Source organism: Lysobacter humi (ex Lee et al. 2017) (assembly GCF_054781815.1).
This window is the reverse complement of the sequence record NZ_BAAGTR010000012.1, coordinates 375,925-400,483: the sequence shown is the minus strand read 5'-3', so window position 1 is coordinate 400,483 and position 24,559 is coordinate 375,925. Positions and strand designations below refer to the sequence as shown.

Sequence of the window (24,559 nt, the reverse complement as noted above, 5' to 3'; positions counted from 1 at the left end):
GGGTGAATCCTCTTGGCATGCCTTTCTGGGTGCCTTCCAACGCCGGCGCGACGCTCCGCCATAACTGCGGATGGTGGGCCTCGGTGCGCGCCGAGGGCGAGCAATACGTGATCGAGCTCTGCGGCGTGAAGCGCCGCGGTTACGCAAGGTCACTGCCGAGGGCGATGTATTACGCCGAGCGGATGCTGCACGCGCCTAAGTACCGTATGACCCGGCGCTCGTGGCCGGATATGGCGGCCGCGGAATGCTGGGAGATCCGCGAGTGGTGGGTCAGAGTTTTCCGAGGTGAACTGCCCCTATTTCCCGATATCCACACCACGGACCGACACCGCATCCTGCGCATGCCCCGGACGTGACCGGCCTACTGAATCGGGAAGGCATGTCCCGAGGAGTCCATGCCGGCTCATCCGCCCGTACGGGGCCACGACGCCGCCCGCGACCTCACGGGCCGCCTAGCGGTGGACGTGGCGGAACATCGGGCTCGTCTGTAATGCGGCGCTTCGACGGTCGCCCAGCTCGATGAGCCCGTCGAGGATGCGAAGGAACGACTGGGCAAGCGAGAATTGCAGCCGCGGGGCGCGCTCCGCGTAACGTTGAATGAGCCCGGCGATTCGTGCGGGCACGCTCGTTCCTTGCCACGCTGCCGGGAACTCACCGGCGTCGGCTAGGCCTAGGATCTGGTCGGCAAAGGCGTCCGCGGGGTAGCTACCGCCGGCACGTTTGCATAGCTCTACGTACCTGCCGATGACGAACCCGTTCGTCCCGGCGGCGCGAACCAACTGATCGACCACGGGCACGACTTGGGCGACATCTTGCCAATCACCGTTGGCAAACCGAGTGGAGCCGGACGCGTCGGCGGGCTCGAGGAATAGGAGCGCGTCGATGAGGTATGGGGCATCAAGGCCGTATAGCCGGTCGCGTCCTCTCGTATGCCGGAGATCACTGGCGACTACGACTCGAGCCACCACATTCTGGAGAAGCTGCACCGTGGCGGGCGCGATCGCTGTTGCGTCCATTACCGATCGGCACACGAAGGCGCGCGTAAACCACCGCAGCAGGCGAAGTGCCGTTGCGTCGTCAAACGCGCACATAGGTGCGACGACGTTTGAATACGCCGCCTCGTAGTCTAAGCTGGGCACGACGCGAGCCATTGCAACGCCAAGTGCGGCCTCCCACTCGTAGAGCTCCGCACTTGCGATCTGGCGGGTCGCTGCGGTCCGCCACGGCGGATCAACCGTGTCACGCGTCCACGCCAAGAGGCGCTGCAGACCGTCGACCAGATGCTGGCGCGCATCGCTCGACATGATCTGCTCGATCGGCAGCCGCGCGACGACCTCACCCCCGAAATGGCTGTCCCAGCGAGCCTCAGTGCGATACCACGGGCCACCGGCGCCCTGGGCAGGACGATGCCCTCGCCGGAAAGCTTGGGTCCAGAATGCTGTGGGGGTGTAAAGCGGTGCATAGTCGGTCGATGACTCGTACTCCGCGAATGCACCATCCACGGCCGGATGTACGTTCAGCCTCGAGGCCGTTCGGGCAATACTGGTCAGGTCAGCGTGATCGGGCGTGTACTGCGCGATGCGAAAAGCGAGGTTGAACCCGTGCCATACAAGCCGGGGGTCGGCCGACCAGCACTCGGCCAGCGCCTCAAGCGCTGGCACGCGCACGCTATCCAAGGAGTGTCCGATCAGACTAAGTAGATTGCGGCGGTCCTCGGCCGTCGCGGTGCCGTGTCGAAGGCGGCCTGCCAGTGCAAACGCGATGAACTTCTTTGGATGCCATGGAATGGCGACCCGCGCAGGGCGACGGCCCGGCTGGTCCGCAGCACCAAGGTAGCGGCGCAATACCGCATCGACCCACGCCCCATGCGGCGAATCGGGTGCGAAGCGCGCAACGACGGCTGCAGCGGCCGCAATAGCGCCGTGGCCGACGCCGGTCTCGACGTCGTACAGGTCGAGGGATTGGATGCGGCCTGAGATCTCGATCGCTTCTTGAACCGCCGTATTTAGTGGAAGCGAGGGGTCGACTTGCTGTCGGGTGAAACTGTTGTCCGCCCACTTCAGCAGGCGGTGGGGGGCGTAAACCTGCTGAAGGCGTTCATGCGCCTCGTGCGCCATCGGGTCGCCTTGCTCCAGGGGGCGCGTTTCGATAAGAACTTGACCGGGGACCTCACTTTGGTGGACGACGTAGCGCTCAGGTTGCCCGAGTAACGCCCATCGGGCTGCGTCCTCTTCGAGCTGCGCTCTTGCGGTGGCGTCGTCACGCTGTTCCTCATATTCGAACGGGAGACTATGAGAAAACTGGGCGAGCGCCGCCTGAATTGCCTCGCGTCGCGTGGCGTTGCCAGAGAGGAGGATCAGCGGCAGCAGGGCGCGGATGTCGTACTGGCGCAAGGAGGCGTCCGAACTCGCCCGCGAAGCCGACGCAGCCGTCGGGTACGTCGCCAAAGCCGGCTCCACTACTAGACGACGGATGTCCAGCGGCCAAAGTCGCTGGCAGCTCGCAAGAGCGACCGCCACGTCCGACCCTTCTCCCGCGCGAAGGGCGAGATGCACCGCAATCCCCAACGCCGCAACGTGCGACTGGCCTTCCAGTACATCTTGGATGACATCAGCGGCTGGCCGCCTGCCGTCCATCTCCCGCAACCCCCACGCTTCCAGGGCCATCCATGCCGCACCGAGCGCCGAAGGTCCGTAATGCCCGCGGAACCCGCTGTACTGCTCATATCCGCCCCAGAAAACCTGCTCGCCCCACGGCAGCAGGACCCGAATGGGCACGGGCGTACCGAAGAGCTGACCATGCGCATGGAGCTGTCGCCACGCCTCGATCGCGTGGTTGCCGATCGATCGCACCAGCGCGCGTGCCTCGGACGGCGCATGCTCGAACAAGGAGGCAAACGGCAATTGTCCAGCCCAGGGTGAAGAAAACATCGCATGTGGGTCGTCGACTGCCAATGAGTCCCAATCGCCGTCCCAAGGCGACTCGAGAAACGTCGGTTGACTCATAACCGCGCGTTGCCCGTTCGTGCGCTCCTCCTCGGGCGTCTCCCGAGCCCGCCGTAGTGCATCGAGGTGGATCTCGGACTCCGCGCGCAGGCGCGCGACGGCCGCATCCGGAAGCTCTGCCAACAACGCTGCCCGCGTGATAGCAGCGAGCTCCGCCGGGTGAGTACGGGCCAGTGTCGGGGAGAATGCGATGACCTCGCCGAAAATCTCGCACGGGCGCGGCAAGGCGGCGACGCGCTGGAGGTAGCCGCGCACAAGGTCGGGATAGGCAACGGCAGCGCGTAATACGATCGCCCGCAGCGCCTCCTGCTTCGACGTGGGCACGCGGGGCGCTGACATCGGCTCGCGGATGATGGCGATCTGTCGGTCGATTGGCGCGCGTGCTTCGACCTCGATCGTCTCGAGCCAAGATAAGGCCTGAGGCACAATCCGATCGGAAATCGCATCGGGCTCATTGCCGACCATGTTCCGCCACGTTTCGAAGATCGTCACCATCTCTTCGAGTCTGGCGACAGGCAGCGTCTCAATCTGGGGAAGCAACCAAAGGATCAGGCGTGCCCACGCATTGACATCCGACGGCCAGCCGAGGCGATCCGCCATTTGCAGCCGCTCATCGTCACTGACATTGGGGACGAACGACGGGAGCGTCAGGACTAGCGGATTTGGTCGTGTCTTTTCCGCTTGCATCCAGACGAGCAGCCGGCCGAGGAGGGCAAAGTTGTCTGCCTGCAGCAGCGTCGCCAGTTCGCTGCTGTGGCTGCCGAACCGGGCGGACCCCAGGGGCCCGAGCAGCCAAGCGCGCAACCATTGACTTCGCGCATTGGACTGCTGGAGCGCAGCCAGGATCTCGCGCCACGCGGAGAAGTCGTTGTAAGCCCGCTGGGACAGCAACTCGACAGGACGACCAAGGGCCGGAAGCTCGCCTGCATCGGTAAGCGTCTGAAGCCACCGATCGTCAGCCCGAACAAGCTGCTGCAAATACGACCATTCGAAGAAGATGTCGTGCGCGAACTGCACGACGTGGCCTGCGCTGCTTTCTCGCACGATGCCATCAGCAAGAAGATGCTCAAGTACGTTGAGCGTCGCCGGATTCAAGGCGTCGAGCCTAACCTTTTGACCGAGTGTTGGCGCGCCCTTTTGTGCGAGATCAACGAGCGCTTGCTGGCGAAGAAGCACCTCCGATGCGTTGGCGTCATAGCTGCCGCCATGCCGCCACCACACCTGGATCAGATCGAGTTCGGTGTGGGGCAAGGGGCCCGCACTTACGGACGTGCGAACTGACCGGCAGAGAATCGACGCGAAAAACGGGCGCCGGGTAATCGCCGTGACCGAACTTTCGGCGAATAGCAGCGGACGCAATGCCGGAACGCGCGCAGCCAACCAACTGCATTCCGTGTCGTCGAGGTTTCCGACGTCCACGGCATCCCAGCGGCCGGCTGTAGCGAACGCGCTCGGAAGCCAATTGAAAAGGCTCTCGAGTGCGGTATCGCGCGCGGTGGCGAGGACCGTCCAATGCGCCAGATCCGAATCCACGGCCAGCAGCGCAAGCACGTCCGAGACGACGCCTCGCTCGTCGGACCCGAGGCGATCGAGCCCATCGATAAATAGCGTCGACGTGCCAGATGCGTCGATCTCGACGAGCAGGTCCTTCAGACTTGGTGTCGCAATCTGAAGCGCAGTCGCGTGCGACAGCCAGTCCCTGCCGTTGATGCGGCTTGCAGCAAGCAACAGAGCAGGGCTATCCCCGGCACGGCGGACCATGTAGTCGCGGAAGACGACGCTCTTACCCGTACCGGGCTCGCCCCGAAGGAGCGTGAGGCGATGGGAGGCGCGCGAGCGGTCGATATCGTCCAGTAACCCCCGACGATCGACGTGGATGCCACCGATCTCGCTACGCAGATCCCGTTGCCAGGCGGCGTTCGCCGCGCGAAGGCGTGCGAGGTCTGCAGCGGCCGCAGGCGATCCATAGAAGCGATAGCCCGCCAGCGCGCGAATCAGGGACGCCCGCGTATGTTGCCTAGCCGCTCCTGCGCCCAGACGAGCGAGGAGTCTCAACTCGTTCCAAAGCGATGCGGCCCGGTCGGCTGCCCCCGGGGCAAGTGCCTGCTGGAGGTGTGCGATCGCTTGGGCGTCGTCGGACGCGCCCGGCAACAAAAAGTCAAACCTAAGCAGCACGAAGTGCGAAAGCAACGTATGCAGGTCTTCGTCCGGCGTCGTGCTCGCCGACTGATCCCGGAGCACGCGGTCGAACGCGGCCCAGATCGCACGCTGTGTGATCGACGCCGCGTCTCGTCGGGCGTGGAAGTCTTCCGGCGTCGCGGACGCTCTCGCCCATTCCAACAGGGTCCTCGCGTCGCGATAATCCTGTGCGTTCATCTCCGCGAACGCGGCGCCAACGCGGTCGAGGCCGGGCCGGAAGCCGTCGGCCTTGATCGTCTCCCAGCCGCGGCGAACGATCGCGCGAAAGTCCGCGTTGGACTGGTTCGCGTTGATCCGCAAGGTGCGTTTGACCTGCAACGAGAGCGTCCGCGTGGAGTGTGTGGGAAGCTCCACTCCGTCCACGATCACATCATCGAGAGGCTGCCCGAACGGCTCACGCTGTTGGGCGACCTGCACGACCACGGCACCGTCCAGCGCGCGGGAAGTTGTACCGGCCGCCAGGTGCGACAGGTAATAGGCGGCGACGGAATCTTCGAACGAGAAGCCGGCGCCGCCGGTGAGTTCGGGGGAGGACATGCGCAGTGCCACAAGGCCGGAGAGCCGACAACCTGCGGAATGCGCGAGCCCTTTGCAAGTGCGGTCTCTACTCCGCATCTCGGTAGCCCGATCCAGGCGGTCGCGACCGATGGTGACTGTGCCGCCGGGATCGATGCTCTGCTGGGCCATCGCCAGTGCCGCGTACGGCGCGGCCGCCGTGGCAAAGAGCGTATGGGTGAGGCGCGTGGGATGTCCGCGTCGTGCAGCAAGCGCGGACCGCGGCCACGCAAGGCTGCGCCTGCTCACCGGCGTCCGCGGTAGGGACGCCTCCGCGGTGCTTGTAGGAGTCCTAAGGTACCGACAACCCGTGGCTCAGCGGTCCGGTAGCCTCCGTACCCGCAGCGCGTACGCCTCTGCGCATGAGCGGACGTTCGGTCTCGCCCGGCCCGCTCCTGCTCGATTCGCTCGACCGCCCCTAGATCCAAGACTTGCTATGGCCGGCTCTGGAAGCTTACGCGGTCGTCGGGCTAGTGACCTCCCACATCGCTTCTAAACTGCGTCTGCTATCGATCCAAAGCGGACATCGGCTCCCGACGCCTAAGTTAAGCCGCGCCGCTAAGCGGCGTCGGCTTGGACGAATTGCTAGCTTGCGTGTAGGTCACGGTAAGCGCTTAGCAGCTTTGGCGGGAGGAACACGTACTGATCGATAACATCTAGAAGTTCCGGGTGCAGGAAGAGCGGTGAGTTCTTAGCCTCGCCGTGTGTGCGCATGGATATAACTTTCTTCGAACGAGCACCGTAGAAGAAGTTCTTCCAGACGAGGAACGACCGCGCCGGGTGATCCTTCTTAGCCAAAATCTTTTCCAAGTGTCCACCCGGAACGCTGAACTTATGGCATGGGAGTGACTCTGACTTCGCAATTCGTTCAAGCTCCATGGACAGCATGGCAACTTTAGTGCCATCGGCCTTTACTTGGAGCTGATAGTCGAGCACTCGGCAGTAGCGGCGAATTTCCCAGACGGCCTTGTCGAATTCGATCAGCTTTGGGCCATAAATGTGGTGAGAAATCTCCAGATATCGAGACTGTCCGTAACGGTCCAAGTGCTCAATCAGGCTTAGGCTTGATTTAGAGAGGGCCAAGGCAAAGGGAAGCTGCTTGGTCTTCTCGAGGGCTTTGCTGAGAGAGTGGCCCACCTTCGGAGCCTTGATCTTGTTGTAGAGAAGTATGGCCTTGAGGTACTTCTCGATCGCCTGTAGCCCCATCCAATGGAACTGTTCGATTTGCTTCGCGCGGTATGCGGTACGCGCACAAATGTAGTCGCCGTCAGCAAGGTCGCGGAAGCAGCGAGTAGCAAAGTCGTTTAAGAGGATATTGATGTCGGGCATGCAAGCTAACACCTGAGTTAAGCCGCGCCGCGAAGCGGCGTCGGCTTGGACGAATTGTTAGGCCGAATATTGCGCAATAACGCCTTCCAGCCTTTGGCGCGTAAAGTAGTTGAGCTCATCTTTCCACTTCATCCTGCTCCCCTGCGTGTTGCATTCCGGGATCTCCCCGAACTTCTCCCGAAACACGAGGAGTAAGGCGCGTTCGAGTTTTGCCCAGCTCTTAACGTTTTGGCGAGATTTACACGTCACGGTGTAGAACGCGAGCTCCTTGATGCCATGCAGCTCTAGCATTTCAAGTGCCTTAGCGGCCGCGCTTGCTGCCATTCGGTGTGCGCCGTTCTTGGTAGTTCCGATGTATGCAATGCGGGATCGGCCGTACTCGTACGTGAGAGGCTTATTTGCTACTGCAACGTAGACGAGCTTCTCCGACTTGACCGCCGCGCGCGTGATCGTGACGGCGGCAGCGCTCGAAGATCGAATGGTTAACTTGGCCATGCACTCCCCATTTCGGCCTAACACCGATTTGGCCTCTATAGAGAGGCGGAAACGGCTCATGGTCCGCTTAGCGGGGCGAAGGGTCAACGCGCGGGCTGGTTATCGCAGAACCTGCTGGCGGGAACGCGTACCGCCACACATCAAGGTAAGCATGTCCGCTTTTGGCCGATAGAGGACCTCCGCGTGAAGGTGCCCCAACCACAGCCGCTAGACTGACGGTATCGACTACCGGTGCCGTCAATGCCCAATTTGAGTTCCATCCTGAAAAGCGAGATCACCCGCCTGGCGCGAAAGGAAATTAAGGGCGCTGTCGATCCGCTCCGGAAGGCCAACGCTTCGTACCGTCGTGAGATTGCGGAGCTGAAGCGACAGATCTCAACGCTGCAGCGAGAACTGAAGGCGAGTAGTCGCGCTGCGACGTCGAAACCCGACGTTGAAGCAGAGCCGCGAAAAACACGCTTTGTCGCTAGCGGCTTGAAGTCGCTGCGCTCGCGCCTCGGCTTGTCGGCGTCAGACTTCGGGCGCCTGATCGGTGCCAGCGGCCAGTCGGTCTACAACTGGGAGGCTGGCAAGGCTGTGCCACGTAGCAGCCAGCAAGCCGCGCTCGCCTCGGTCCGTGGACTTGGCAAGCGTGAGGCCGCCCGCCGCCTGGAAGCGATGGCCTGACCCACTGAGCCTCGGTCACCGTGAAGCCTTCACTTAGGAGGCTTCGATGCGTACAAGGCAGATACCGTGGAACAAGGGAAAGCTCGTCGGCCAGAAGGCGCCGTTGCGCCTAAGCGAAATCTGGTCGGTCCGCATTCGGCTCCAGATTGAGCAGAAGACGCGGAATCTCGCGCTCTTCAACCTGGCCATTGACTCGAAGCTGCGCGGGTGCGACTTGGTCAGCCTGCGTGTCCGCGACCTCTCGACCGGGGGATCCGTTGCGCGAAGGGCGATCGTCCTGCAGCGCAAGACCGGACGACCTGTCCAGTTCGAGATCTCCGATCTCACCCGGACGGCGGTGGCGGATTGGATCCGCGTGGGAGCGTTGGGGCATGCCGCCTACCTATTCCCGGGCCGAGGCGGCGCTGCAATACACCTCTCAACCCGGCAGTACGCCCGGATCGTCGGGTCATGGATCCAGGCCCTGGGGCTCGATCGACACACCTACGGCACCCACAGCATGCGACGCACCAAAGCGTCCTTGATCTACCGGCGGACAAAGAATCTCCGCGCCGTGCAGATCCTGCTGGGCCACACCAAGCTGGAGAGCACCGTGCGATACCTGGGCATCGAGGTGGAAGACGCTCTGGAGATGGCCGAGCAGACGGAAGCGTGACGAGGTAGGACGACCCTGCAATGCGGAGAAGCCCTACAGACCGACACGACACGCGTCGGTTTGAGAGCCTAGGGGTGCCCCGGATGGGCGGCCTGCGGAATCGGGAACGGAAGCCCCGATGAGCCCGCCGCTTTCGCCATCCGGGGCTTCTCTTCCCTGGACTCCGTCATGCGACCGCGCCGTCTCACTCCCGCTATTGCCCTGTTCGGGCTGCTGAGCCTCCTCGGGGCGTTTGCCTTGGCCGTCCGATAAGACGGGGATCGGGCTAGCATCGAGGCCTGCCCATCGGGAGGCTGCTCCATGTGCTACTCCGCCATGGTCCGGGCCGAGCACCGGGACTACGAGCGCAAGTTCGGCGCCAAGATCTCCATTGACGACTATGTCCGCCTGTTCTGGGAGCGCAGCCAAGGCGCGCCTCACAAGACCCCGAAGGCGATGGACGACGCGTTCATGTCGCCGCGTAGCGAGGCCGAACGCCAGATTCGCGACCTGATCAGCGCATACCGGGCGCAGGAGGCGCACCGGCTGCAGCAGGAGCTGTTCGCCCAGATCAAGCGCCTGACGGATGCGCAGCGCAAGCTGCAGGGGAAGACCACGAAAGCGGCGACCGAAAGCGCCCGGATCGCGACCGACAAGATCACCCGCGCCAAGGCCCGACTGGCCGACCTTGAGCGGACCACGCCCAAGGAGGGCGATGCGCGCATCTATCCCGGTGTCTATGCGCCGGTGCTTGTGATCGAAGGTGGGGAACGGGTCATCAAGCCGATGCGCTACCAGTGCCGGCCGTGCGGAAAACCGGCCACGTATGACCGCAAGTACCCGGGCACCTACAACGCGCGCCGCGACAATCTTGAAGGCTTCTGGCGCGGTCAGTTCGGCATGACGCATGGGATCGTGCTCGCCACGTCGTTCTACGAGCACGTTGCACGGCACGCGGCCGAGGGTCGTGAGCTGCGAGAGGGCGAAGTCGAGGAGAGCGTCATCCTTGAATTCCGGCCCCGGCCCCGGCACGACATGCTGGTGGCCTGCCTCTGGTCGAGATGGTCGGCGCCCGGCGAGCCGGACCTGCTGTCCTTCGCCGCGATCACCGACGAGCCCGCGCCAGAAGTGGCGGCAGCGGGCCATGATCGCTGCATCATCCCGATTCGGCCCGAGAACCTCGACGCGTGGCTCCAGCCGTCAACACGGCTGGAGGACCTGTACGCGATCCTCGACGATCGCGACCGCCCTTATTACGAGCATCGCCTGGCCGCCTGAGGTGCGACGTGCCGCCCGAGCCGGCCCTTGCGGGCCGGCCCAAGGCCCGCCTCAGCGACTGGAGCGCTGACGCTCAGGCCACACCGGTCCCGGTAGACGGCGCTTCATCACCGGCTCACCGGGCTTGACCCGACCGGGCCCCGTGTTCCACTGCGGCGGGCTGCATTTCCACGACTTGGTTGTCTTCGTGGTGACGAAGACCTTATGGCTCGGGCGAGCCAAGGTTTCCGTCATCACCGTGACCTGGTCAGGCGAGAACGAGAGCTGGGACGCGGGGCACAGCGTGTAGCTCATCGGATTGCGGCGATTGACCGAGTTGTCGATGCCCGTCAGCGGCCCGATGGAGACATTGCTGACCGCTTCGCATGAACCCTTGGACAGGTACGGGGCGAGCCCAAGCCCGAGATCGATACCCGTGTCTTTGACGCCGCGCGCGAGCACTTCGCCGCTGACCTCGTCCACGACATCGAACTGGTCCTGATCGAAGCTGTAGGGCCACTTGTTGTAGTACTCGTCAACGAGCTTTTTGGTCGCAGCGCTGGGCGTGTGCGGACCGTAGTCCGCCGCTGCCGGAACCGGGCCCCAGGTAGGTACGACGCCTCCGTCGGCCACCGCGCTCAGCCCCGTGAGCGTGCGGCCCTGGGCGAGCTGTTCGAAGATGTCGCGCGGCCCATCGGCAAACGTATGCCGAAGACCCAGGTGGTGCCCCAGTTCGTGGGCCATCATGTACCAGCCGGGTACAGGCTCGCCCTGGATCTGCGTCCCGCCGTCGACCTTGGCGGGCATGAGCACATATGAGGCGCGAATGTCTGATGCGCCGCCACCGGATGGCTGGTCACCCGTCCCCCACGCGAACAGCATGATGAGCCGCTTGGCATAGGGATTGGACGCCGTAGTGTCCGCGCGCTTGCCCTTGAAGAATGCATTGATCGCGTCGCCGTCGGTCGCCGCATTGAGGGTCGAATTCTTCTCTTCGACAAACACGATATTGCTGTCGAGGCGGAATCCCGCGCCCGAGCCCGCTAGCACACTGTTCGTAATTGCGACCCACTGGCGGATGTAATCGCCCTTGTAGTCCTCCGTGACCAAGTTCGGGCCGCCGTTACCGGCGCGGAGGAAAGGCGCCTTCGGCACGAGCTTTCCATCGATCCACTCACCGGTCGCTTTGGTGCCGTCGGAATTGGCGGCGAGCACGGAGAGACCGGAAGGATCGTGAGCGTCTGAGATTGCTGGCGGCAGTTGCCGCCGAGCTGGATATCGGTGATCGGGAGCCGTGTTGGCTGCAACTTACCGACAGGGCCTTTCGGGACTGCAACACCGCCCGGTCCAGCAAAGGCAGTGAAGGCAAGGGCGAGGGCAGCCGCGCCGCACGTCGCCACCGACAAACGGGCCAAGGAGAATGGAGGGTACATGGCTGAGTCCTTTCACGTGACAGGTGGTCAAAAGCCGCGAACGCGTGATCGGGCTCCCCACGCACCTACGATCCGGTGAAGCCATCCCTGTGTCTGTCGGATCACGTGTATGTGGATGTCAGACTTTTTCCTGTCCCGCTGTAGGCAAGTCTGCTAAGCGGCCTAGTGCCGAGGCTTTGGGTCGAGCCGACGGCTCAGGCGGTGAGACGGCGCTGTCGAGAATGGCGGGATGTATCGCACTCGTCCCAATGAAGGGCTGGTCCTCGTCACCCGCACACGCTGGGCGGAATTTGAGCGTGCGCTCGGAAGTGAGAGGGGCCAGCGGGAGCTGCAGGTCGGCGGATTGCTCGCCGGCTGTCGTCGCGGCAGTGCGCACTTCGTAGACCCGCATATCTACCGCGGCACCTTGGGAACTTAGCCAGACGGTTACTGGCCCGAGTGAAGCCGCATCGGAATCAGCGCTATCAGAAGGGCGACGGTTGGGTCGAAGCCTGGCTAGGGGACGCACGGGGCGCTAGCGCAGAAGCCTTGCGGGAGGGTGACTGGTTGGTCCAACGGTGCCAGTCACTCGTAGCCGAGGCGTCGAACTCGATCCATCGCGACCGTGAGAATGTACGTGGCGTCTTGGCCTACTTCGCAGGTCGGCACGCGTGAAAGGTCCAGCGGTGTGCATATGGGGTTACGCCCATCGCAAAGCCTCTGCGGGGGCGGCCGGACTAGTCGGCAGCCTTTTTGACTAAGGGCAATGCAACGCTCAGTCAGTGAATCCGCTGCCCATGGAATTCGCCGCGAGGCGATCCGGCGTAGATCGCGCATTTCGTTGCGCGGCTTTGCTTCACCATGCACTGGACTCGGTAGGCATTGCGCGGCGCATACCCAGTGCTGCGCTCCCAAAAGAGCTCGCGGCTGACACCGTCGATCTGCGCATGGAGCCACAGCTCGTAATCCGGTATGCGGACGGTCGTGAACGGAATGATGTAGACGGCCTCTTGGATCTCAAACGAGCCATCGGCTTTCGTAAGGACCACGACTTTCGCAGACCCGTTTCTTGCCACGACGCGTACGCCCGCAAGGGGACCTGATGCGGAAATGAGCGATCCTTCGATCCGGGGGATCAGAGGCTCACGGTGCGGGAGCGGCAGGCAGCCGGTGAGCAGCGCCAAGACCAGAGTCACTGCAGCTGCTCTCAATCTCAGCATTGATCGCCCCCCGATGCGCCTACAGCTCAGAAAAATCCGACCCACCAGCAGGGCTACGCCGGACAGCTACGGCTGCTCAGGCGCGGCATTCTATCTCCGTCCCGGGCGTGACCAGGCCGGCCAAGCCCCGAAGGAAGCGGGGTGGAGTCAGGCGGTAAGGGCAGGAGCCCGATCTTCCGCTCGCCCGAGACCACGACACCCCCGCAGCCTTTGACGAGGTCCTCGCGGGTGGTGTCGGCATTTCCTATCCACGACGTCTCCTGCTGGCCGATAGCGGACATGGCTGATCCAGGAAGGCTCCACGGCACGATGTATCTTCACGACGATCCGATCGGAGCCCGACCGTGAAGCGACTGCTGACCTGCCTAGTTCTGGCTATGCCCTGCGCGACGTCGGCCGCCGACCCGCGCACCGCGTCCGTCGACCGGATCTTTGCCGACATGACCGGCACCGTGTCCGGCTGCGCAGTCGCCATCGCCGATAACGGGCGGCCGGCCTTCAGCGCAGGCTATGGGCTGGCCGACGTGGAATGGTCGCGGCCCATAACAACGAGTTTCGATACGAGTACGGGGTGCGTTGATGGCGACTGCCGTGAAGCACGCGTTCTTCGCGTCAGCGGTCGTGGTCATGTTCGCCGCCTGCTCGCCCGAGGCCGACAACTCGGCTTCGACCAACACGACCACAACGAGCTCTGCGGTCAAGGGAGTCGACCGCGTCTTGAGAACCATGCCGGCGTCGAAGGTCGCTGCACGCCCGGTCACGCGTCAGGAGGTCATGAGCGTGCTCGCAGAGCTCGGGTTTGACGATGCGGAGATTCGCAGGCGGGCCGAGCAACTCGTGCCGGCGGCCGCGCGCTTGCATCAGGCTCAGGCGACCCACGAGGACCTGGCCGTCTTGGCGGACACCGTCGTCATGGGCACGGCTGGCCCGTGGGATCGAGCGGACCCACGCGCCGATGGGTTCGCCTCGACGGTTCCGCTGCGCGTGCACCGCGTTTGGCGCTCCGACGCGCCGCTCGAGGTCGTCGCGATCCGTCAGGCGTCCGGGAGGCAACCGGATGGCACCGAGTTGGACGTGAGCGGGAACTTTGCGCCTATTGAAGGCCAGCGTTATGTCATCTTCGCTTCGAACGGCAAGTCGCGTCACGAGGCCCAGGCCCATGGCCCGGCGAAAAGCCGCGACACCGTGGTCCTGCTTGCTCCCCCTTGGCCGGTCCAGGGCGAGACGGTGGCGACCCGTCCACCCGGTGACGGGCCGACGGCGATCGCTGATATCGATGCGCTGTTTCGTTGAATGCAACTCAGGCCGCAATGGGAAGCGCGAGCGACCACTCGAACCACAACTCTTCGGGTGACCGTGAGATCCCCACCCAGTTCACGCGAACACCCTTTGACGCGAGGCGGGCGCTCTTGCGGGCTGTTTCGACGCTGAAAATCGATTCGTCGAGCTCCCCTGGCGTCAGAACCGACAACGTGCCGAAGGTGTAGTGGGCGCGCGTCAGCGACGGGGGCAGCTGCGTCTGGTACACGAGCTCCCAGGTCCTGCCGGACTCGCGCAGCTGGAACTTTCCGTCGATATCGCTCGCGAAGTGATCCAGGCTCAGCTTGCCGAGCGCAATGCCCAAACCCGGTATGGGAAACCCCGTCTTGGGGGAGGTGGCGGTCAGTGCCAGGGCCACCGACTCGACGACGCCGGCACCATCCATCTCGAACTGCGCCAAGGCGTCCTTGAACACGTAACCCCAGTGTCGCTCGAGCTGCCGATGAGGTGCCCCCAAAAGCTCACGGACCCGCTCCTGCGGCACGCCCGGGCCGAAGTGCTCGAAAAAGTCGCGTGGTGCAGCCGGCCTGTCGAGCCTGCGGGGTTTAAAGCGTGCGCGAAGGTAGCTGCCTACGGCCGACAGGGCGGTGCTGCCCAACCTCGCAATGATCGACTCCAGTAGCCCGGCCATTCCGTCAGCCTCGCTTATGGCGCTTTGCCATGCGTCTCGTGGACGGCCGCACGGTCGGGTCCATTGGGGTGGACGATCGTGACTGTCTTGTCCGGCCCGACGAAAAGCCAATGAAGCGCAAGCGCTGAGACAACCATAGAAGGCACCTTATCGACCTGCGTGCGGAAAGCCGGGGTATCCGGGACAGCAAGCCCGTAGTGCACATTCGGCTCGTGCATGCCTTGCACGAGTTGCCCGAGCCCGGTGCGGAAGTCCAGACCCACCTGGGTCGTAACCCCCTTGGCCTCGACGTGCCACGTTTCCCCAGACACTGCATGGACGCAACGTAGGTCCACGCGCTGGGCCACGTCGACGACATAGCCCTTCGACTCGAAGAACGCCTCGATCGCCAGCTGCACGAAGCCTTCGTGCGGGAATTCAACGCCGCGCTTGAAGGATCGGGTCATGGGCCGTTTGCGATGACAGTGGAGCCGATTATGCCTAAAGGACGCGGGCGGCCCAGCAACGATGACTCGGTCGCTCGGACACCGAGCCAGAGTACCTAGTCAGCGACGGAGAGCACAGCCTGCGTGGATGACCTCTCACTACTGGCTGGACATGGCACTGCTGCGGACGGGGGGCGGGCGGCGCACCTGCACGCGCGATATGCTGATGAACTTGCAGAGGAAAATGCCGTGGGGACGGCTGCCTATGGCATGGAACTCAACGCGGCTCTGTCAGGAGCTGCAGCGCCTGGCCACGCCGGGGATCCTAGGACGCTATACGAGCTTCGAAGTTACCGAGCTCGTGCTGCTGAAGGACAAGAGCGGCGAGCTGAGCCCGCCCGCCAATGTCCTTACAGTAATCGTTGGCGACAGACGCGACCCGGGCCCGCCCCCGGGGCCCGCGCGCTACGCCTGCACGCCGCCTCCGCAGCTCGGCTCACACTGGAAGTTCGGGGTCAGCCGCTACCGCATCCCGCTGCATGAGCTGTCGGCTGCCCTGGCTACCTTGAGCTCACGCGGCGTCTGGAAGCCTGGACAGTTCGAGATCGGCGTTGGCGCATTGGATCCGCTGGCACCGATATTCGTCGCTCCGGACGGGGCGACATCCAGCCCGTGGAACTCGATCCTCAAGAATAATTTCTGGAACGGCTCTTACGTGCTGGAGCTGTTCGACGCGGACAAACACGTGCTCGAGTTTTTGGTGGCAGACACGCAGCGACAGATCGACCTCTCCAAGTTGATCAGCAGGGCAGTGCCATGGGGCCTTGATGCCATGCCCGACCGACTGGGGAGCATTGTGATCCAACTGCCTGTGACTGAACTTGTGACCAAAGTTCGAGGAACGGTCGACGGCGATTGCGTACTTCGTTCCGCTTGGAGACACGCGATCCAAGCGCGCCCAATACGTGCAACTGCGGAAGTCGCGGATGCAGACGGAATCAGCGGGTACAGCTCAATGCTCCTCGCCACGCCGGAATGCACCCTGGAACTGAACGCGCCTTCAGGTAGCGTGCGATACACCCTGTGGGACGACGCCAACCAGGTCATCCTGGGTGCATCGCCACCGACCACGTTCATTCGAAGCATTGTCGGCCGGTTTTCCCTAAGTGGGCCGAATAACGTGCGCACCTTCCAGCGGAATTCCGGTGGCCCGACGCATACCGTGCAGCTCAGCGAGCAGGTATCGGAGAACGTTCTTGCGCGCGCCAGTGGCGATCCCCAACATGCGTGGCGCACCAAGAGGCGACTCACGGCGACCCACGCGAAGCTGACCGCTACACGGGAGTTCGTTCAGTATGGAGCGGGAGCGGCAGCTGACACGGAGCGCGCGCTTAGTGACATCCGAGCGTTGATCACCCTGCACGGGGAAGGCGGCGCCTGGTTGTGGGATCCATACCTTCGGGGTCAGGACCTGCTCGACACTCTCTTCTATTGCCCGTATAGCGACGTCGAGCTCCGCGCGCTAACGGCAGCCGCCGAGCCAGTGTGCGTCGACTGCAAGAACAGGCGGAAGCTTCTGGGCAAGCCCGGCTGGACGCCTTGCAGTCGTCCCGAATGCCAAGAGCTCGCCGGTCCTTACGAGGCCGACGACGAGAAGGCGGCAAGGACGCGCCGGGATGCCTACCGCACGCGGCAGATCGACGATCTCGACGGCTGCAAGGGAAACCTGTGCGGCTTGAACCTCGAGTACCGCATGAGTACAGGGCCAGGGACGTGGGCGTTTCACGACCGGTTTCTAATATTCCCAGATGCAGGCGGAGCGCCCCTGGCCTGGTCATTGGGGACGTCGGTCAACAGCGTCGGCAAGCAGCACCACATCCTGCAGAAGGCGGCGAATGCCGAACTTATCCGCCGATCTTTCGATGACCTCTGGAGCAAGCTAACAGGGAGCGAGCACCTGATCTGGAAGTCGCCATGAAGGCCAGGATCGATCGTGTGCGCGAAGCGTTCGCCGCAGCTCTGCAGCCGGGCCCAGTAGCGTTGCCGGCCAGCGTCGCTACCGCCCTCCGGGCATGCAGTGCGTGGACCGACGAGCAGCTTGCTGTCGAGCTGGACGCCTACACCGAGGAAATCTACTCAGAGTTCCAGTTTCTTCGCGGCGTTGCGCACGGCAGCCGCCTCACGCCGACCCAAAAGGACAATTGGATTGCTGCCATTCGTGCCCTTCATGTCGAGCTAGGTAATCTCAAGCGTCCAGGGGCAAGGAGCGAGCGCCAGCTTCGCGTGCTGCTGCGATTCCTGGGTGCGCTGGGGACTGAACCGCGCGCGCTTCGAGAGGCAGCGGCCTTGTCTGCTGAGCGCTTCGAGCGCAGTGCACTCGAGCAATTGATCGCCGGCACAAACGTGGAACTGATGCGAACGGCCGATTCTCGCAGTCACTTGGCAGCAATCGAGCACGCGCTCGAGACGGGTAATCTCGAAACGGTTATGCAGTACGAGTCTTTGCTGCAGCCCGAGTGGGATCTGGACGTCGCCGTGGCGCTGATGGCGCTTTACTCGATCGATCCGGCGGCCTGCGCACGGGCGATCGACCGGGCACCTACCGTTGTCACCGGGCTGGTCGCGCTCGAGGTCCTACGCCATGATGCGACGGCATTGGCTCTCGAAGTGTCTTCACCGGTCATCAAGCTGCTCGCTTTTCGGCGATGGGCCGCCGCAGACGAGTCTGATACTTCAGCGGATGACACTGCAGAGGGGCGGGTGCGTTTGATGACTCAAGCGTGGTCGTCGGGCCGCGGGCCCGAGTGGGCCAGGCTCATGCGTTTCCCTACAGGGCAGTCGATCTACGACTTACCGTTCGCGCGTGCGCTCGCAGACCTCGGGGAGACGGCTTGGCGCATGCTGCTGAATGAGGTTGAGCTGAGCGACTCGGATCCGCGTGCGTACTCGATGGCGCGCCTGCTTCAGGAGCTCGCGAGCCATATCCCTGCGGACCAGCAGGCTGTGCTGTGGTCTGCCGCCTTCGAACGCTGGAACGAATGGGACTACGCTGCGATCGACCCATCGCGCCACTACTCCTGGGTGCCACATACTGCGCTCGACTATCCCGTCGCCCTGTTTTACGCGACGCAAGGTGCTGCCTTCTGCGACGCCGAGGAAAGGCGACTGACCCAGAGCCTCGAAGAGGCTGAAGATGCGTGGCATCGGGACGTGCTGACGCTCCTTACCGCGCGCAACCGGACCCTTGCGCGGCTGCGCTTGGTGCGGCTGGGTAGCGAGATCGCAACCGGGAACAGTCCTGCGTTCCCGCCACCCGATCCGACTGAGCCCGACGACTACTTCCAACTACGCTATAGCCGATTGGGGCGACCGGGTCGAAGCGCGCACACGTCTTGATCAGGTCGAGCAGAACCCCGGCGCCCGCGGCACAGGCGACCTGAGAAAACGCTAAGGGATTGACGCGTGTCGCGCGGTGCCCGGGCACCACCCATCGGGCCCGGCTGGCGGCGAGTACACACCCAAACTGGTGGGCGTGAGCGCGGGCAGATAGGAGAACTCGGCGACGCCGCGAGAACTATCGCGCAGCACTTGGATCGAATGACTCACACGATCAAGAGGGAAGGGGACCAGCGGCTTGGAAAGTGAACGCGTGAAGTCGTCCCAGTGGATGGGGTGTACGCGGCGGGTCACGCCAGGGTGCACGGCGGCATCCCAATAGGATTTGATGTCATCAGCCGAATCGTGCCCGAGCATTCCGATTCCGAGCAGAACGACGTCCGCCGGCGGGTACCTCGGAGGTATGTCGGGTGGCCGTACCGCGCTTGGAATCACCAAGACGCGGCCTCTGGGGTGCTCGAGCAGGAATGCAAAGCTCGATCCAGCCTTGAATCGACGCATGCGCGCTGGAGTCGACACCGGGTTGAGAATGTCGCCTTCGGGCGCGATCCACGAGGACTTGTGCGGCGACCCGATGGCGCGCACACGGAACTGCCCGACACACGTCGCGCTTGTATCGCGCACTTCCGTGAACGGCACCGACGGATGACTTCCCTCGACGACGCGCGCCGCCGAGAGCGAGCCGAACACCCGCGCCCGGGATCCGGCGGCGATCCATCCGGCATCGAGCGCATGGTCATGATGCGCGTGTGAAAGGAAAATGGCGTCGACATCTTCGAAGTGCGCTGCATGCGCGATTACATCGAGCGCATTGGGCGTCGGTCGAAGCGTTGGCAAACCGATCGCTCCGAAAAAAGAGCGCAGCTTACGGGGGCGCGAAATGAATGCATCGATCAGCACCGTCGACGTGCCATCGCTTACGGTGACGGTCGAGGTACCGAGCCACGTGACTGACAGGGCAGGCTGCGGACCCGGGTTTTCCACCCCCGCGGTGGTCGGCAATGGTGGGACATGCTGGCACGCCGACAGCCCGGCCGCGAGGACTGCAATGGCGCATTTAAAAAGACGCATGGCGCGACTCCGACGGGCTGGGTCCAAGTTCCCGCCGGCGAGATTACCGGCCCCTGCCTCGCGTTGCAGGCAGGGCTCGACGCGCGAAGAACGTGACGCTATATAGGCCAAGGCGGCCACATGCGGCCACCGCGGGGCCGGCCAGGGGTGGCCGAGCCGAGGAGATCGCGGATGAGGCGCGGGGAGCGCCTGACTCACTCACATGCAATGCAGGAGGCGTTGATGCGTCGTGCTATCCCGATTTTCGCGCTGCCGTTCATGGCAATGACCACCGTTGGTTGCTTGCCACAGGTCAAGGACTCGGTGGCCCCACCGGTGGCGACGCAAGGCAAGCCTGAGCTTACCCAGGAGGAAGCAGAACTCTTGCGGTCCAGGCTGCAAGGGGCGCGCCAGCCCAACCTGAGCCTGTCGATGTCAGGCGGCGGACTGCGCTCTGCGCTGGTCAATATCGGAGCACTGAAGGCGCTGTACGACGACGGCGTCTTGGACAAGGTCGATCTCGTCTCCTCCGTATCGGGGGGCAGCTACGCCAGCTATTGGATGTATGGCCTGCAGTACGACGATCCATCCCGCAACTTTGGCGCTGCCGCATTCGACAATGAACGCTTTCTGGAACGCGTGTGCGAAGTCGTCGCCGAAGCGAACTTCGTTCCATACTCGAGAATGCTGGGCCAGGTGATCTATGGCCCGCGCATGTTCTCTGCGAGTCGCGAGATGTACGTTCGCAGCCTCGAGCGAACGTTTGATCAGGAACGGCCGGACGGCAGCCACGGCGCCCATGGGGATCTGCCGATCCACGCGTTGGCGCCCCTGATTCGCGAGCACCGCGTGCCCTATCTGATCGTGAACGCGACCACCCGGTACCCATGGGTCGAGCCGAACGACCCCGAGGGCCGACGACCGACGTGGAACCAGCACCTGTTTGAGTTCACGCCGCTGCATTACGGTGCGTTCGAACCGTATCCGGGACGCACGCTCTGGACGCAGGCGAATCGCGAGTATCCATGGGTTCGGGCTGTGGGGGCCTCAGGGGCAGCGCTGCCGGTCCTCAAGGTCGCGTTCGACCAGCCGTTCGCCGACGCCGAACCCGGCGACATGACCTTCCTCGGGGACGGGGGTTGGTCCGAGAATCTGGGCGCCATCGCAGCCTTCCGCCGAGGGACCCGTGCGCACATCGTCATTGACGGCGAATTCGACGACGAGGGAAAGCTCGGCGCATGGAACACGTTGGCGGCGAGACTGAAGAAGGCTGAAGACGGGAAGCTGGAGCTGAAGCGGGACGACGGCAACCCACAGGGGATCTACCGTGCGTCCCTGACCCGAGGCCCCGACGTCGCGCCCGTCTATTACGTCAAGATGGAGATCCCTCAGTGGCTCCGTGCGCAGGTGTACGACGCCGACCCCGATCGAGCCCGGCTGGAGCGGATCCGTAAGGAGGTTGTCAGCCCGCTCGCGACGCGCCTGGGGCTACCGCAAGCGACGGGCCCGGGGGGCACGAGGCAGTGGCAATGCGAGAACCTTCGCGCGGCGCCGGTCCACGTGCCAGACCTCATGTATTTCCACCTCGCATCTCACCTTCGCTTCAGGAACACGCCGTCGCTGCGTGAGCTCGTCTGGCAGTTCAATCCACCGTGGCTTGGCAGCTGGGTCACGCACCGGTTTCCTGAAACCACCACCACGGACCAATCGATGGCGCTGGATGAGGCGCTCGCCTACATCGCATTGGGCTACACGCTCACGAAGGGAAATGTGCGGGAACTGATGGCCCAGGATGGACTCAACGCGACGCCACGCAGCACCTATGGGCCCGGACTGGCTCCATCGAGGACGAACTGACTCCTATGGATACCTCACAAGCAAGCACGCCGAACGAGCCGGATGACGGGGGCAAGGGGCGTCAGCCTGATTCAAGCGTTGGGCTGACCTCGATTCCTGCGAACGTCCTGGCTGCAAAAACGGCGTTCTGGACGTCGCTCCTCACGGCGAACGCACTGGTCACCGCCGGCGTGGTCGCTTGGGCCTTCGCCCCTCAGAATCCACCCGGCCTCGCCGGGTTCCTGATGGCAGCGGCATCGCTCATTGGCATTTTCCTGCCTCTCGCGCTGCTTGCAGGGGTCGCGGACGTCGAACTTCAGATCGCAGGCATCAAGGCGAAGAGAGCGCGGTGGCTGCCGTCCTGGAAGCTCTGGCACGTCTCGGAAATCCTTGCGACGATCTGCGTAATCGTCAACTTGCTAGCGGTATTCGTCCACTTTGCCATCGCCTATGCCAACTAAGCGGCAGCCGTAGAAGTATGGCCAAGCGTTCCACGGGCTTGCTATCGCGGAACCGCTGCTCTAGCGGACGCAGGCCGAGCTCCACGCGCGATCGGGGGTTCGGCGGCGGGCAGCCAAGCAGCGAACGCTGCTTCGCATCGCATCAGTCCCCGTCGTTTGTCCGGCGTCAAAGCCTACATGACCACCTGTCTGGACCTTGTTCTCGGTTAATCCGCTTGGTATGGCTCTCGTCGCTCTCTCGCGTCCGCTTTCGACCCAAAGCAGACATCAGCGGGCGGCACAGCCTGCCGTACTCCTCCGGGCCCGTGGGATCGGTCGGGCGTCGTGTCTTCAGCAGGACGGTGCAGCGATGCTAACTGTCAGTCGATCGCGGGCGAGAGATGCGCGCCGTCACCGTAGACGGCGTTGCTAGGTCAAGGCCGATTCATGTTTTCCACCGCTTACCGGTCCGCTCGACCCAAAGCCGCCGTTTCAATTCAGTGCGCTTGCGGGCGGGGACCCCTGCGCCCCCAATCTGGACACATGCAAGCCCGGTGCTGCTGATGCCGACACCGATCCATGGGTAGCGGAGCAATGCGGGTAGACGCTAGAACCGTACCCCTTCGGTCAGGTGCGCCACGGGCCCAATGCACCAGCCTAGCCTTGGTGCGCCTCATGCAACGGTAAGTCGGCTTAGGCTATAACGAGCCGAAAGCGCTTCCGGCCGAACGATGCCCGACACGACGCCCATCGACCTGATCACCCTAAGAAAAGGCTGCGCGAGCTGCAGCCTGCAGCAGCTGTGCCTGCCGGCGGGGATCGGCCTCGCCGAACTCCAGCAACTGGAGGACATCGTCAAGCGCAAGCGGCCGGTGGAAGCCGGCGAGCGGCTGTTCCGGCAGGGCGAGGCGATGGGCGCGGTCTTCGTCGCGCGCGACGGCGCCTTCAAGACCGTGGTGGTGACCGAGTCCGGCGAGGAGCAAGTGATCGGCTTCCACCTGCCGGGCGAGTTGGTCGGACTCGACGCGCTCGGCACCGGTGAGCACCGCTGCGAGGCCGTCGCGCTCACGCGCGCGAACGTCTGCGAGGTGCCGTTCAGCGAACTCGCGTCGGTCGCCTCGCGCATCCCCGGCCTGCAGCGCCAGCTGATGCGCGTCATCGGGCAGAGCGTCGGGCGCGACCAGGACCACCGCGAGATCCTCGTGCGCCGGCAGGCGAGCGAGCGCATCGCGCTGTTCCTGCACGGCCTATCCGAGCGGCTGCGCACGATCGGCGAACCGCACGAGGTGATCCGCCTGCCGATGAGTCGCGAGGACATCGCGCGCTTCCTCGGCCTCGCGCTGGAGACGGTGAGCCGCGGCTTCACGCGCCTGCAGGAGGATGGTGTGATCGCCGTGCACGGGCGCAAGGTCGAGATCGTCGACATGGCGGAGCTGGAGCGGCTCGCGCACGGCGACGGTGACGGCGACGGCGGGCATGGTGCGAGGGTGAGGGCGCGGGCCTAGGACGTCGATTGCGGGCGACAGGCTCGTGGCCCGTCGACCATGGCGGCACGCACTTCTCGGCGAAAGAATCTTCGCGATCCAGACGGTTTCGAAACCGCGCGAGGCCGCGTCAGTGCGTCGGCAGGCACCCGAGTGCGACGAGGGCATCGTGCAGTCCCGGCACTTGGGCGAGCCACGGCGCGGCGAGGGTGATCGCGCCGGCGAGCATGACGATCCCGCCGAGCGCCCGGCGCGCACCGCCGCGCAGCAGCCGGCGTCCGACATGCTGGCCCGACCACGTCAGCGGCAGCATGACCGGCAGCGTGCCGAGGCCGAAGGCTGCCATGGTCAGCGCCCCGTCGCCGGCATCGGCCTGCAGCCAGGCCGCGGTGAGCAGCGCGGTGCTCATGCCGCACGGCATCCAACCCCACAGGGCGCCGAGCGCGAGGCGGCGGGTGCACGTATTCGCCGGCAGCAGGCGGCGCTGAATCGGGCGCAGTAGCGACCAGACGCCGCCCTGCAGGCTCGTCGCGCGTGTCGCCGTCTGGGACAGGCACAGGCGCAGGCCGATGAGCAGCACCACCAGCCCGGTCGCGACGCGCAACGCCGTCGGCAGCCAGGGCAACGACGCGACGTCGACGATCGCATGGCCGACGCCGCCGGCGATCGCGCCGGCCGCCGCGTAGCCCAGCACACGTCCGAGGTTCGGCTCGATCACGTAGCGCCAGCCCGCCGTTGGGGACATCGCCGAGAAGCCGGTCGCGATGCCGCCGCACATCACCGCGCAGTGCCCGCTGCCGACGAGACCCGTGAGCAGCGCGCCCGCCAGCGTGACGACGTCAACCGGCATCGTCGCCCTCGCGAGGCGCGCGCGGCGGATCGTCGCGCAGGACGTCAATCGCCGGCGTGTCGAGGTCGTCGAACTGGCCGCCCTTCACGGCGCGCCAGAACGCCCAGATCGCGACGACCAGCAGCACGAGGCTCAGCGGGATGAGCAGCAGCAGGATGTTCATCCGGAGCGCCTCGCCGACAGGCTGCGACGGCTGACGGATGTCGAATGGAGCGCGCGAAGCGGGGGTCGCGAGACACCGCGGCGCGCCGAAACGAGGCGCGTGCACGATGCCGATCGCTGCGCGCCGCCGATACGCATGCGCGTGCACGGGACACGGGGCAGCCCGTCGCGCGTGATGATCGCGATGCATAGG

20 protein-coding genes are annotated in these 24,559 nt (G+C 64.3%); 10 read left to right on the top strand and 10 right to left on the bottom strand.

Annotation, left to right across the window (positions count from 1 at the left end):
- Nucleotides 1-17 precede the first annotated feature (17 nt).
- Nucleotides 18-356 carry a hypothetical protein gene (locus ACYVJJ_RS12880; RefSeq protein WP_460834128.1) on the top strand — a complete coding sequence of 113 codons (339 nt, stop codon included), beginning with the start codon at nt 18-20 and terminating at the stop codon, nt 354-356.
- A 96-nt stretch (nt 357-452) separates the two neighbouring features.
- Here ACYVJJ_RS12880 and ACYVJJ_RS12875 read toward each other — a convergent pair whose 3' ends face one another.
- The 3 genes from ACYVJJ_RS12875 to ACYVJJ_RS12865 form a co-directional block, all read right to left on the bottom strand.
- Nucleotides 453-5,741: a hypothetical protein gene (locus ACYVJJ_RS12875; RefSeq protein ID WP_460834126.1), complete on the bottom strand. Its 5,289-nt coding sequence runs from the start codon at nt 5,739-5,741 to the stop codon at nt 453-455.
- A gap of 603 nt (nt 5,742-6,344) precedes the next feature.
- Nucleotides 6,345-7,088: a HEPN domain-containing protein gene (locus ACYVJJ_RS12870; protein ID WP_460834124.1), complete on the bottom strand. Its 744-nt coding sequence runs from the start codon at nt 7,086-7,088 to the stop codon at nt 6,345-6,347.
- Nucleotides 7,089-7,145: 57 nt separating this feature from the next.
- Nucleotides 7,146-7,643, bottom strand: coding sequence for a hypothetical protein (locus ACYVJJ_RS12865; RefSeq protein ID WP_460834122.1), 498 nt, complete (start codon nt 7,641-7,643; stop codon nt 7,146-7,148).
- Nucleotides 7,644-7,832: 189 nt separating this feature from the next.
- Between ACYVJJ_RS12865 and ACYVJJ_RS12860 the strand changes: the two genes are divergently transcribed.
- From ACYVJJ_RS12860 to ACYVJJ_RS12850, 3 genes are all read left to right on the top strand, one after another.
- Complete coding sequence (locus ACYVJJ_RS12860; protein ID WP_460834121.1) at nt 7,833-8,249, top strand: helix-turn-helix domain-containing protein; 417 nt, start codon at nt 7,833-7,835, stop codon at nt 8,247-8,249.
- Between the two features lie 46 nt (nt 8,250-8,295).
- Nucleotides 8,296-8,904, top strand: coding sequence for a tyrosine-type recombinase/integrase (locus ACYVJJ_RS12855; RefSeq protein WP_460834120.1), 609 nt, complete (start codon nt 8,296-8,298; stop codon nt 8,902-8,904).
- Between the two features lie 300 nt (nt 8,905-9,204).
- Complete coding sequence (locus ACYVJJ_RS12850) at nt 9,205-10,161, top strand: SOS response-associated peptidase family protein (RefSeq protein ID WP_460834118.1); 957 nt, start codon at nt 9,205-9,207, stop codon at nt 10,159-10,161.
- A gap of 51 nt (nt 10,162-10,212) precedes the next feature.
- Here ACYVJJ_RS12850 and ACYVJJ_RS12845 read toward each other — a convergent pair whose 3' ends face one another.
- Together ACYVJJ_RS12845 and ACYVJJ_RS12840 are read right to left on the bottom strand one after the other, a co-directional pair.
- The gene (locus ACYVJJ_RS12845; RefSeq protein WP_460834116.1) at nt 10,213-11,355 is read right to left on the bottom strand and encodes a zinc metalloprotease; all 1,143 of its coding nucleotides are present in this window, start codon (nt 11,353-11,355) and stop codon (nt 10,213-10,215) included.
- 976 nt (nt 11,356-12,331) lie between these two features.
- On the bottom strand, nt 12,332-12,736 hold the full coding sequence (locus ACYVJJ_RS12840; protein WP_460834115.1) for a hypothetical protein: 405 nt from the start codon (nt 12,734-12,736) through the stop codon (nt 12,332-12,334).
- Nucleotides 12,737-13,363: 627 nt separating this feature from the next.
- Here ACYVJJ_RS12840 and ACYVJJ_RS12835 point away from each other — a divergent pair.
- Nucleotides 13,364-14,065, top strand: a complete 702-nt coding sequence (locus tag ACYVJJ_RS12835; RefSeq protein ID WP_460834114.1) for a hypothetical protein — start codon at nt 13,364-13,366, stop codon at nt 14,063-14,065.
- 7 nt (nt 14,066-14,072) lie between these two features.
- On the opposite strand, the gene ACYVJJ_RS12830 is transcribed toward ACYVJJ_RS12835, so the two are convergent.
- Complete coding sequence (locus tag ACYVJJ_RS12830; protein ID WP_460834112.1) at nt 14,073-14,723, bottom strand: hypothetical protein; 651 nt, start codon at nt 14,721-14,723, stop codon at nt 14,073-14,075.
- A gap of 14 nt (nt 14,724-14,737) precedes the next feature.
- Nucleotides 14,738-15,169 (bottom strand): hypothetical protein, encoded by a 432-nt coding sequence (locus ACYVJJ_RS12825; RefSeq protein ID WP_460834111.1) that lies wholly within the window; start codon nt 15,167-15,169, stop codon nt 14,738-14,740.
- A gap of 127 nt (nt 15,170-15,296) precedes the next feature.
- Between ACYVJJ_RS12825 and ACYVJJ_RS12820 the strand changes: the two genes are divergently transcribed.
- The gene (locus ACYVJJ_RS12820) at nt 15,297-17,126 is read left to right on the top strand and encodes a VPA1262 family N-terminal domain-containing protein (RefSeq protein WP_460834109.1); all 1,830 of its coding nucleotides are present in this window, start codon (nt 15,297-15,299) and stop codon (nt 17,124-17,126) included.
- Nucleotides 17,123-18,544 carry a hypothetical protein gene (locus tag ACYVJJ_RS12815; RefSeq protein WP_460834108.1) on the top strand — a complete coding sequence of 474 codons (1,422 nt, stop codon included), beginning with the start codon at nt 17,123-17,125 and terminating at the stop codon, nt 18,542-18,544. The genes ACYVJJ_RS12820 and ACYVJJ_RS12815 overlap by 4 nt, the downstream gene beginning before the upstream one ends.
- 51 nt (nt 18,545-18,595) lie before the next feature.
- On the opposite strand, the gene ACYVJJ_RS12810 is transcribed toward ACYVJJ_RS12815, so the two are convergent.
- Nucleotides 18,596-19,615: an MBL fold metallo-hydrolase gene (locus tag ACYVJJ_RS12810; RefSeq protein ID WP_460834107.1), complete on the bottom strand. Its 1,020-nt coding sequence runs from the start codon at nt 19,613-19,615 to the stop codon at nt 18,596-18,598.
- A gap of 222 nt (nt 19,616-19,837) precedes the next feature.
- Here ACYVJJ_RS12810 and ACYVJJ_RS12805 point away from each other — a divergent pair, with 222 nt between their 5' ends.
- The 3 genes from ACYVJJ_RS12805 (at nt 19,838) to ACYVJJ_RS12795 (ending at nt 23,375) form a co-directional block, all read left to right on the top strand.
- Entirely contained in the window at nt 19,838-21,451 is a 1,614-nt protein-coding gene (locus ACYVJJ_RS12805) for a patatin-like phospholipase family protein (protein ID WP_460834105.1), read from the top strand.
- Between the two features lie 5 nt (nt 21,452-21,456).
- Nucleotides 21,457-21,891 (top strand): hypothetical protein, encoded by a 435-nt coding sequence (locus ACYVJJ_RS12800; protein WP_460834103.1) that lies wholly within the window; start codon nt 21,457-21,459, stop codon nt 21,889-21,891.
- Between the two features lie 710 nt (nt 21,892-22,601).
- Entirely contained in the window at nt 22,602-23,375 is a 774-nt protein-coding gene (locus ACYVJJ_RS12795) for a helix-turn-helix domain-containing protein (protein WP_460834101.1), read from the top strand.
- Between the two features lie 109 nt (nt 23,376-23,484).
- Here ACYVJJ_RS12795 and ACYVJJ_RS12790 read toward each other — a convergent pair whose 3' ends face one another.
- Nucleotides 23,485-24,204 (bottom strand): sulfite exporter TauE/SafE family protein, encoded by a 720-nt coding sequence (locus ACYVJJ_RS12790; protein WP_460834100.1) that lies wholly within the window; start codon nt 24,202-24,204, stop codon nt 23,485-23,487.
- Nucleotides 24,194-24,367, bottom strand: a complete 174-nt coding sequence (gene ccoS, locus ACYVJJ_RS12785) for a cbb3-type cytochrome oxidase assembly protein CcoS (protein WP_460834099.1) — start codon at nt 24,365-24,367, stop codon at nt 24,194-24,196. The genes ACYVJJ_RS12790 and ccoS overlap by 11 nt, the downstream gene beginning before the upstream one ends.
- Nucleotides 24,368-24,559: the final 192 nt, after the last annotated feature.